The sequence below is a fragment of the Actinacidiphila rubida genome (genome assembly GCF_900110255.1).
Lineage (GTDB): Bacteria > Actinomycetota > Actinomycetes > Streptomycetales > Streptomycetaceae > Actinacidiphila > Actinacidiphila rubida.
Genome location: NZ_FODD01000062.1, coordinates 26,886 through 37,183, shown reverse-complemented (window position 1 = coordinate 37,183; position 10,298 = coordinate 26,886). Strand labels below are relative to the sequence as shown.

The window sequence follows — 10,298 nt, the reverse complement described above, 5'->3', positions numbered from 1 at the left end:
CGTGGGGTCGGGGGCGCTCCGGAAGCGTCTCCTCGGAAATGTGCATACGGGTTCGTCCACATCCGCACCCGGGGGCCACGCACATTTCTCTGCGGGGAGCACTTCCTCCCCACCCCCTCCCGCTTACCCACCGTGCGGCGGGGGACATGGACACAGCCAACGCCCTCCCGCAGACGGGGACGGGCCGGAAGGGGACGATCCGGGTGTGTCCCCGCAGAACTGTGCATCCACCCGGGCTCCCCCATGGACGAACGGTGCACGCACAGTTCGAGGAGACACTCCCGGAGTGGCCCCTGACCCCACCCACGAACCTGCACCGCCAGGGGCGCGAGGAACTGCGCGAGCAACCGGCCACCGGTCGGCAGACGGGCACGGCGGCCCGGGGGCACCCCGGAAGCCGCAGGGGCGCGGGGAACGGCGCGACAAGCCACGACGGCGCGGCACACGCCGGATCAAGCCCCGGGGGCACCCCGTAGGCGCGACCAGCCACGACGGCGCGACACACGCGGGATCGGCCCCGGGGGCACCCCGTAGGCCGGATCAAGCCCCGGGGGCACCCCGTTGGCGCGACAAGCCACGACGGCGCGGCACACGCCGGATCAAGCCCCGGGGGCACCCCGTAGGCCGGATCAAGCCCCGGGGGCACCCCGTTGGCGGAGAGCGGCGGCGTAGAGGGTGAGGACCGCGGTCAGGAGGAGGTAGTAGGTGGGGGGGAGCGCGGCCATGCCAAGCGCGGGGGCGAGCGGGGAGAGGGGGAGCAGCACCCCGACGACGGCCAGCGCCGCGGACGCCGCGCGGATCGCCGCGGGCGTACCGGCCCACCCCCCGCGACCCGGGCGGAGCAAAAACATCACCAGCGCCTGGGTGATCAGGTTCTCGGTGAACCACCCGGCGTGGAACGCCGCTTGCCCGGTGCTGTGGTGCACCGCCGGCACCGTGGCCAGCAGCACGGCGAAAATGCCGAGGTCGGCCGCCGCGTTGAGCACCCCGAAGACCGCGATGAAGCGCAGGAAGTCCGGCGGCCGCAGCGCCGCCGGCCGCCGGAGCACGCCCGGCGCGGGCCGATCCGCGGCGAACGCGAGCTGCGCCGCGTCGAAGCAGAGGTTCTGCACCAGCACCTGCGCGGGCAGCATCGGCAGGAACGGCAGCAGCGGCCCGGCCGCCAGCATCGCGATGACGTTGCCGAGGTTCGAGGAGAGCGCGACCCGCAGATACGTGCCGAGGGCGCTGGTGCTGCGGCGCCCCGCGGTGACCGCGTGGTCGATCGCGGTCAGTTCCTTGGCAGCGAGCACCACGTCGGCCGCGTCCCGGGTGACGTCGACCGCGTCGCCGGGGCAGATGCCGACGTCCGAGGCGCGCAGGGCCGGCAGGTCGTTGACGCCGTCGCCGAGGAAGCCGGTGACGTGCCCGGCGCCGCGCAGCGCCCGCACGATGCGGGCCTTGTGCTCGGGCGTGCAGCGGGCGAACACGGCCGTGCGTGAGGCGAGTTCGGCGAGTTCGGTGTCGGACAGGGCATCGACGGCGCCGGCGTCGACCACGTCGCCCGGGGCGAAGCCGAGGTCGCGGCAGACCCGGGCGGCGGTCCCGGGGTGGTCGCCGGTGACGACCTTCACCGCGATCCCGCGCCGGGCGAGGCCGGCCAGCGCGGCGGCCGCGGTCGGCGCGAGGGTGTCGCGGAGGGCGACGAACCCAACGAGCACCAGGCCGTGTTCGTCGGCCGCGCGGTAGCCGCCCAGACGGGCGGGCCGCTCGTCCACGGCGACGGCGAGCAGCCGCAGGCCCTCCGCCGCGCGGGCCGCGGCGCGTTCGGACAGGCGCAGGCGCTCGGCCTCGTCCAGCGGGCGGGTGGCCGCCGCGGGTTCGCCGGAGCCGGCGGCCCGCACGCGGGTGCAGCGCTCCAGCACGGCCTCCACCGCGCCCTTCACCACCAGCGTGTGCCGTGCCCGCTGCCCGGAGCGGTGCACGACCGCGGTGGACAGCCGCCGGCCCGGGTCGAACGGCAGCGCCGCGACGCCCTCCCACCGGCCGGCGTCCCGGCCGCCGGCGGTCGCGCCCGCGGCGTCGAGGACGGCCTCGTCGAGGGGGTCGGGCGCGGGCAGGTCGGCGAGGTGGAGTGTCCACAGGCTGTTGACGGCCGCCCAGCCGAGGACACCGGGGTCGGGGCGCCCCCCGGGGTCCCAGGCGGCCTCGACGACGGGGCGGTCCAGGGTGAGGGTGCCGGTCTTGTCCGTGCACAGGACGTCCATCGCGCCCAGGTCGTGGAGAGCCGGCAGCCACCGCACGATCACCCGGTCGTCGCGGGCCAGCCCGGCGGCCCGGCGGGCCAGCACCGTCGCGACGACCACCGGCAGCATCTCCGGCGTCAGGCCGACCGCCACCGCCACCGCGAACGGCAGCGTCTCCAGCCCCCGCCCGCGCACGGCCGCGTTGACGAGCAGCACCAGCGGCGGGGTGAGCAGCATGAAGCGCACCAGCATCCACGAGATGCCGTGGACCGCGCGGTCGAACGCCGACGCGCGCGGCCCCGCCGCCGGCCCGCGCCCGCGGTGTGCGCGGGCCAGCAGCGTGCGCGGGCCGGTCGCCGTGACGACCGCGGTGCCGCTGCCCGAGCCGACGCTGCTGCCCTGGAAGCACAGGTGCGGCCGCTCCGGGTCGCCCCCGGCACCGAAGGTGAGCGGCCGCACGGCGGGCCGCGGTTCCGGCTCCTTCACGGCCGCCGCCGACTCCCCGGTCAGCGCGGCCTGCTGGACGGTCAGGTGGTGGGCGCGCAGCAGCCGGACGTCCGCGGGCACGACGTCACCGGGCCCCAGCCTGATCACGTCGCCCGGCACCAGCAGCGCCACCGGCACCTCGCGCAGCCGCGGCGTCGCGCCGGGCGCGGCCCGCCGCTGGACGGTGGCCGTCGTCGCCACCAACTGCCGCAGTCCGGCCGCCGACCGGTCCGCCCGGTGCTCGGCGCGCGACCGCAGGCCACAACTGACCAGCACCAGAACGGTGATCACGCACGCCGTGCCCCAGGACGAGACCAGCGCCGACACCACGCCCAGGCACAGCAGCACCGCCGTGAACGGGTCGCGCACGCTCGCCGCGAAACGCCGCGGCCACGACGGCGGGCGCTGCTCCGGGACCGCGTTCTCACCGTACCGGGCGAGCCGCACCTCCGCCTCGGCCTCCGTCAGTCCGCGCGGACCGGTGTCCAGGCGGCGCAGCACCTCCAGCGCGGTGGCGTCCGCGAGCTCTCCGGGACCGGCGCCCGTGTCGGCAGGCGCCATCGCCCGGGGGCCGCCGGCCTCCGGGCCCCGCTCCGCGGTCCGCCCCTCAGGCGCCCAGGCCACGGGCGCCCCGTGACACCGCCGGCCCGCGCCCCAGCCGCTGGACGGGCAGGGGCTCCCCGTCGCGCCGGCCGCCGCCGCGTCCGTCCCCCGCGGGCGGCTCGACGCCGCCGAGCTGATCGACCATCACCCGCACCACCGTCACCACCCCCGGGTCGTCCACCAGGTACACCTGGCGGCGCCCCTCGCGCCGCGCGTGCACCAGCCCGGCCAGCTTCAGCTTCGCCAGGTGCTGGCTCACCGCGGGCAGCGTGGCGCCCACCCGCTCGGCGAGCCCGGTCACGTCGCAGTCGCCCTGGGCGAGGATCCACACGATGTGCAGCCGCATCGGGGAGGCCAGGAGCCCGAACGCGGCGGCCGCCCCCTGGAGCACCTCCGCGCTGGGGTCGCCGAACCGCTCGGCCGGCCTCGTCACGTGAACCTCCCTGGGTGCCGCCTTCTCAGGGACCAGGGTACGCATCCGCCCTCGCCCGGCCGCCCACCGCGCGCGGCAGGCGGAATCCCGCCATCCGGAGACGGCGCCGCCCGGACGGTGTCGCGGTGCCGTCCGGATTCCGCCACAGACTTGCATGCTTCAGCAATCGCGCAACTCGCATCACTATGGTGGTGCGGCACGCGGGCGGCGCATCGGGGGCGGACGTGAACGACGGGCACGAGGACACCACTTACCGGACCGAGTTCGTCTCGGTCCTCAACGAGGCCCTGCACAGTGAGGAGATCAGGCGCGCACTGCGCCGCGCCGAAGGCGTGACCGGTGAACCGGGCGGCCCCGCGGTCGAGTTGCTGCGCGCCCGCGCGATGGCCGCGGCGGACGGGTTGGCCGCGGCGGCGGCCGGGGAGTACGGACGGTACGCGGCGCTGCGCGACGGGCCCTCGGGGCCGGGCGGGCCGCGGCCGCGCGGCGGTGCGGGTGGCTCCCGCGGGTCCCGCGGCGCGGGGCAGGGGGACGGCGGACCCGGGGTCTCGGCGACGCTCGCCGTGCTGGTGCCCATGCTCAGCGGCATCGCCGCGGTCGCGTTCCTCGCGCTCGGCTTCGGGCTGCGCGCGGCCGGCGACGGCCACCGCGTCACGTCGTCGCTCACCGCGGTGGGCTTCACCATGGCGGGCGTGTTCGGCGCCGCGCTGGTCGTCGGGCTGGCGGGACTCGTCCTGACCGCCCGCCGGGACGCGGAGGAGTCGCGCGTCGCGCTGGAGGTCTCCGCGGCGAGGGACGCGTGGCGGCGGGCGCTGCTGCGCGAGGGTGTGCTGCCGTTTCTGCGGCGGTGCGTCACCGAGGAGTGGGCTGCGCCCGGGCCGGGTGTGAGTCTCGTGCGGGAGAGGCCGCGGCTCGGGTACTCCAGCCCCGGGTTCGGGTCGTCCTCCCCGTCCTCTTCCTCCTCCGGAGGGGGGGTCAGCTTGGTGCGGCAGCGGCCGAAGCTGGGTTATACGAGTCCCGGGTTCAGCAGTCCCTCCGACACGGAGGGTTCGCGCCGGCGGGGTGCCCCCGGGGCTTGATGGGTTCGGCATCCGGGGTGCCCCCGGGGCTTGTCGGCCGTCCACCGGCCGGTGGGTGGTTCGGCATCCGGGGTGCCCCCGGGGCGCCGTCGCCGCGTCCCGGCCGGTGGTGGGTTGCTCGCGCAGTTCCTCGCGCCCCTGGTGTGCGTGCCCTTTGTCCGTGGGGTCGGGGGTGCTCCGGAAGCGTCTCCTCGGAAATGTGCATACGGGTTCGTCCGTCTCGGTACCCGGGGGCCGCGCACATTTCTCTGCGGGGAGCACTTCCTCCCCACCCCCTCCCGCTTATCCACCGTGCGGCGGGGGACATGGGGCACAGCCAACGCCCTCCCGCAGACGGGGACGGGCCGGAAGGGGACGATCCGGGTGTGTCCCCGCAGAACTGTGCATCCGCCCGGGTAGGGCACGGAAGAACGGTGCACGCACAGTTCGAGGAGACACTCCCGGAGTGGCCCCTGACCCCACCCACGAACCTGCACCGCCAGGGGCGCGGGGAACTGCGCGACAAGCCACGACGAGACCGGCAGACGGCAGCGCGCAGCGCGGGGCACCCCGGAGCCCGAACACACCACCGGCCGGTGGACGGCCGACAAGCCCCGGGTGCACCCCGTCGGCTTGGGTGTGATGTTGGGCACAGCGGGGGGATGGTTCAGGGGCTCGCCCAGTCCCAGGCGTAGCGCAGCGGCGGGACGCCGCCGACGCGGCGGTAGACGTAGACCGCCGCAACCCGCACGTCGTGGCCGGCGTCTTCCAGGGGGCACTCGGCCGTGACCTGGAGGACCCGCGGCCGTCCGGAGACCCGTATCCGCGTGCCGTCCGCCGGTCCGCCCTCCAGCTCAGCCGTCTCCCAGCCCACCGCCGGCCCTCCTGCTCGTTCCAGCGCTTCGGACATGGCAGACACTTTAGAGGTTGCGTAATTCGGGAACCATCGAGGCCTTCCGCACGTCTACGCGACTGTAGTCGTCGTGCCCGGGTACCCCGGTGACGCCGGGTCCTCGGGCTCTCACAGCCGGTCGACTCTCAGGGTGCCCACAGCGGTATGACCTACCCTTGCGCCGTCGCGCAAGTGTGACTTCCGGGTGGAGCCACCGCTCCGCCCGCCGTATCAAGTGGCACGCCTCACACGGGCTGCACGGTCAAGGGAGTGGGAGATGACGGACCCCTGGGGCGGCCCCGCCGGTCGGGCGCCGCAGGACCAGGCCCCCCGTGCGCCGCGCCCGCGTACCAGCCCCGACGGCGCGGGCTCGGGACCGGTGCCCGGCGGACGCGCGGCGGCTCGTGCCGCGGCGCGCGGCAAGGGCGGCCCCGTCCCCCAGCCCGACGGGCCCGGCGGCCGCGCCGCCCGGCGCAAGGCCGGCAAGCGGGCGCAGCGCCGCGGCGGCCGCCGCTGGCTGCGCATCGTCGCGATCTGCACGTCCGTCCTGGTGCTGGCCACCGCCGGCGTCGGCTACTGGCTCTACCAGCACCTGAACGGCAACATCACCAGCGTCTCGCTGACGGACGGCGCGGGGAAGGACAGCGCCGGCCACGAGAAGGCGGACGCCTTCGGCCGGACCCCGATCAACATCCTCGTGATGGGCAGCGACGGCCGGACCAGCGCGACGGACTGCAAGCTCGGCGGCGGCTGCTCCAAGACCGGCGTGCAGACCGGCCAGAACGCCGACGTGGAGATGGTGGTGCACATATCCGCCGACCGCTCCAACGCGACGGTGATGAGCATCCCGCGCGACACCGAGACCGAGGTGCCCAACTGCACCAACCCCAAGTCGGGCGCGTCCACGCCGGGTTACCACGGCATGATCAACAGCGCGCTGGCGTACGGGCAGGCGTGCCAGGTCGCGACCGTGCACAAGCTGACCGGCATACCCATCGACCACTTCGTGCAGGTCGACTTCTCCGGCGTGGTGCAGATGTCCGACGCGGTCGGCGGCGTGCCGGTGTGCGTCGACGCCAACGTCTACGACACGTACTCGCACCTGAAGCTCTCCAAGGGCGACCACACGCTCAAGGGCGTGGCCGCGCTGGAGTTCCTGCGCTCGCGGCACGGCTTCGGCGACGGCAGCGACCTCGGCCGCACCTACGCGCAGCACCTCTACCTCTCCTCGCTGATCCGCAAGTTCAAGAGCGCGGGCACGCTGACGAACCCCAGCGCCGTCTACCACCTCGCGGACGCCGCGACCAAGGCGCTGACGGTCGACGACGGGCTCGGCAGCGTCACCAAGCTCATCGGTCTGGCCGACGACCTCAACAAGGTGCCGTCGAAGCGGATCACGTTCACCACGATGCAGACCGCCGCCGACCCGTCGAACGTGGACCGCGTCGTCGTGGGTGCCGGCGCGAGCACCCTGTTCTCCACCATCGCCAACGACCAGGCGCTGACCACCGCGACCGGCGCGAAGTCGACGGCCGCGTCCGCGACGGCCAAGCCGACGGCCACGCCCGTCCCCGCCTCCCAGATCACGGTTCGCGTGGAGAACGGCAACGGCATCCCGGGCCGCGCCTCCAGCGTCGCGACGGCCCTGGTCGGCAAGGGCTTCACCCAGGCGGTCAGCGCGGGCAACGCGCCCGCGAGCGCGACGGCCACGACGCTGACGTACGGGCCCGGGCAGAAGGACGAGGCGCAGACCGTGGCCACCTCGCTGGGCCTGTCCGCCGCGCACCTCAAGCAGGGCACGCTCAAGGGCCTGACGCTGGTGGTCGGTTCGGACTGGCAGAGCGGCACGGCCTTCCCCGGCGCGACGGGCAAGCCCGCGCCCGCGGACACGCAGGCGGCGCTCAACAACAGCCACGCGCAGACCGCGGACCAGGCCGGCACCTGCGCGAAGGTCAGCCGGTACCGGACGGTCCAGATCAACGGGGTGCCGATGACGCCGATGCAGGCGTACGCCGAGGCGCGGACGAAGCCGGACAGCGACGCGTAGCGTCGGCGGGGTGCCCGCCCCTGAGGGCGGGCCCCATGGTGGCGCCGGCCCTTCCGGCGCCGCCCGTTGCCGGGCTGCCGCGCCCCTAAAGGGCGCTGGTCGTCAGGAGGGTCCGGGCTCGGGTGGCGAGGGCGTAGGGGGAGCCGGCGGGGGTGGTGGGGAAGACCGTGGGGGCGGTGGACCAGGTGTGGCCGAGGGCGAACCAGTCGATGGGGGCGGGGGGCCTGCCCGTGGACAGCGCGGTGTCGAGCGCGTGGAAGAAGCGCTGCCAGCGGTCGAGGTAGTAGCCGCCGACCAGGCCGGACCACTCGCGGTTGGCGTAGTCGTCGAGATGGGCGGCGACGGCGGGGGTGTCGGCCCAGACGGTGATCAGCGTGCGCAGGTCCCGCTGGACCGCCGCGCGGTCCGCCGGGTTCGCCGCGGCCCGCGTGCCGTACCGGAGCCAGTGGCCGAGCATGAACTCGGGGCGGGTGCGCAGCAGGGCGTCCAGCGTGCGCATGGTGCCGAGCCACTGGGCGGTGAGGTCGTGGAGGAGCGGGCGGTTCGCGGCGTCGTAGGCGGCCCTGATCCGCGGCAGCCAGTCCCGGCTGCGGTTGGACAGCACCTGGCGGGCGACGTCGACCAGGTCGTAGCGGTAGAGCGGGGTGGCCCGCACCCGCGGTGCGGCGTGCAGGAGTTCGGTGAGCGCGCCGGCGAACGCGGTGGTGTCGTAGCGGGTCCTGGCCGGTGAGGTCGGGGAGCCGCGGGTGGCGCCGAGGCTCGGGCGGGCGGCGAACAGCCCGTCGGGGGCCTCGCTCCAGCCGTTGGCCGGCATCGAGTACGCGGTGGCGCCGATGATCCGCCAGGCGGCCTCGGCGTGCGGGTCGGGTGTGCCGTAGCGGGCGTCGGCGAAGTGCCCGAACCAGGTCGGGAGGTCCGGGCGGGCCGGGGCCCAGGCGAGTTCGGTGAGGAACTCGAAGGCCGCGTCGTTGTTGTCGTTGGCCTCGGGCAGCACCGCGATGCCCCGCAACGGGGTTCGCGGCGTGGCGAGCTGGGCGAAGAAGCGGGTGTTCCAGACGGCGGCGTTGGCGCCGGTCGCGGTGTGGCCGCCGAAGTTCCAGATCGAGCCGAACGCGTACGGGGTGCCGGAGAAGCGGGTGGCCGGGTCGGACGAGGGGTCGGAGTCGGTGTAGCGGTCGGTGAGCCCGTCGATGATCAGCATGCGGGACCGGTCGACGCCGGCGAGGAGTTCGGCGGTCGGGTTGCGCTGCCAGCCGAGGATGACCCAGGTGGCGCCGGGGTGGGCGGTCTCCAGCGCGGCCTGCACGTCCCTGGCGGCCTCGCCGACCGGGACGGTGCCGGGGTTGCCGCCCTCGTGCAGCAGGTCCATCTTGAACGCGCCGCTCGTGCCGAGCAGCCGCGCCTGCGTGCGGTAGAACGCGGCGGCGACGCGGCCGAACACGGCGGTGCGCGGGTCGAGCCAGCCGGGGCGCTGCGCGCCGCACCAGGTGCCCTGCGGGACGACGGCGGCACCGGCGTTGCGTGCGGTGAAGCCGCCGGGGACGGTGCCGAAGTAGCCGGGCAGGATCGGCTCGATGCCGAGCGCGCGCATCCGGTCGGCGATGCGGCGGCCGAGCGCGGCCCGCGCGTCGATCAGCGCCTGGCTCTCCTGGTCCGCGGCGAGGTCGGACATGTTCTGCAGCAGCCACCACGGCTGGTGGGCCGGCATCGGCATCCACGCGCGCATCTGGGCGGCGGTGTAGCCGAAGTCGCGCATGGTCCGCTGGTACACGGCCTCCATGCCGACGGGGAGGAAGAAGGCGTTGATGCCGTGCAGGGCCGCCACGTCGAGTTCGCGCTGCCAGCGGTGCCAGTCCCAGTACGCGTTGGTGTAGCCGTCGGCGGTGTCGTTGGACAGCACGCGGTGCGGCACGTTCGCGGTGTGCGTGACGGGCGCGGACGGCAGCGGCGGGCGGCCGCGGACGCCGAGGGGTTCGGCGGAGGCGTCCGAGGACCAGGACACGTCGGTGTGCGCGATGTCCTTGAGGTAGGCGCCGACGCCGGTCAGCAGGGCGCTGGGCGAGCTGCCCGCGATCCGCACCCGGCCGTGGCGCGGGGCGATCTCGTAGCGTTCGGCGCCGGTGGCCGCGGGCGCGCAGGCGGCCAGGTCGATCGACGGTGACCAGGCGGGCACCATCCGGTCGACGACGCCGCGGGCGGCGGCGGTGGAAAAGGTGCCGCGGGCGGCGGCGGTGGAAAAGGTGCCGCGAGCGGCGGCGGTGGAGAAGGCGGCGGGTGCCGGGCCCGGGCCGGCGAGGGCGGCCCGGGCGGGTGCCGCTCCCGCGGCACCCGCCAGCAGGGCGAGGCCCAGCCCGCCGGCGAGGGCGGTGGAACGGAGAGGACGCATACGGCTCTCGTTTCTCGTCGATGCTCGTCGATGCTCGTCGGTACGCGCGTGTGTCGTCGTGCTCGTCGTGCTCGAGGGAGTCCTCGCATCGTGCGCGGGCGGCAGGCGTCCCCGGCGGCGTCCCACACCCCTTTCACCCGGAAAGATGCTGATTTGACACAAAGACCG

The 10,298-nt window shown here is 75.1% G+C and carries 6 protein-coding genes; 2 read left to right on the top strand and 4 right to left on the bottom strand.

Annotated elements, in window-relative coordinates; all coding sequences use genetic code 11:
• Positions 1-629: 629 nt before the first annotated feature.
• Positions 630-3,272, bottom strand: a complete 2,643-nt coding sequence (gene mgtA, locus BMW99_RS36070) for a magnesium-translocating P-type ATPase (protein WP_079176303.1) — start codon at positions 3,270-3,272, stop codon at positions 630-632.
• 46 nt (positions 3,273-3,318) lie between these two features.
• Positions 3,319-3,792: an ArsR/SmtB family transcription factor gene (locus tag BMW99_RS39655; RefSeq protein WP_079138766.1), complete on the bottom strand. Its 474-nt coding sequence runs from the start codon at positions 3,790-3,792 to the stop codon at positions 3,319-3,321.
• A 179-nt stretch (positions 3,793-3,971) separates the two neighbouring features.
• Here BMW99_RS39655 and BMW99_RS36060 point away from each other — a divergent pair, with 179 nt between their 5' ends.
• Positions 3,972-4,826, top strand: a complete 855-nt coding sequence (locus tag BMW99_RS36060; protein ID WP_069465683.1) for a hypothetical protein — start codon at positions 3,972-3,974, stop codon at positions 4,824-4,826.
• Between the two features lie 646 nt (positions 4,827-5,472).
• On the opposite strand, the gene BMW99_RS36055 is transcribed toward BMW99_RS36060, so the two are convergent.
• Positions 5,473-5,715 (bottom strand): hypothetical protein, encoded by a 243-nt coding sequence (locus BMW99_RS36055; RefSeq protein WP_069461673.1) that lies wholly within the window; start codon positions 5,713-5,715, stop codon positions 5,473-5,475.
• Positions 5,716-5,974: 259 nt separating this feature from the next.
• On the opposite strand from BMW99_RS36055, the gene BMW99_RS36050 reads away from it, so the two are divergent.
• A complete protein-coding gene (locus BMW99_RS36050) occupies positions 5,975-7,744 on the top strand; it encodes an LCP family protein (RefSeq protein WP_079176301.1) in 1,770 nt (589 codons plus the stop codon).
• 85 nt (positions 7,745-7,829) lie between these two features.
• Here the strand turns inward: BMW99_RS36050 and BMW99_RS36045 are convergent, their stop codons facing one another.
• A complete protein-coding gene (locus BMW99_RS36045; protein ID WP_075018269.1) occupies positions 7,830-10,130 on the bottom strand; it encodes an alpha-N-acetylglucosaminidase in 2,301 nt (766 codons plus the stop codon).
• Positions 10,131-10,298 lie beyond the last annotated feature (168 nt).

Coding starts and splice junctions, on each gene's coding strand:
- mgtA (WP_079176303.1), bottom strand. CDS start 3,272: ATGGCGCCTGCCGACACGGGCGCCGGTCCCGGAGAGCTCGCGGACGCC.
- BMW99_RS39655 (WP_079138766.1), bottom strand. CDS start 3,792: ATGCGTACCCTGGTCCCTGAGAAGGCGGCACCCAGGGAGGTTCACGTG.
- BMW99_RS36055 (WP_069461673.1), bottom strand. CDS start 5,715: ATGTCCGAAGCGCTGGAACGAGCAGGAGGGCCGGCGGTGGGCTGGGAG.
- BMW99_RS36050 (WP_079176301.1), top strand. CDS start 5,975: ATGACGGACCCCTGGGGCGGCCCCGCCGGTCGGGCGCCGCAGGACCAG.
- BMW99_RS36045 (WP_075018269.1), bottom strand. CDS start 10,130: ATGCGTCCTCTCCGTTCCACCGCCCTCGCCGGCGGGCTGGGCCTCGCC.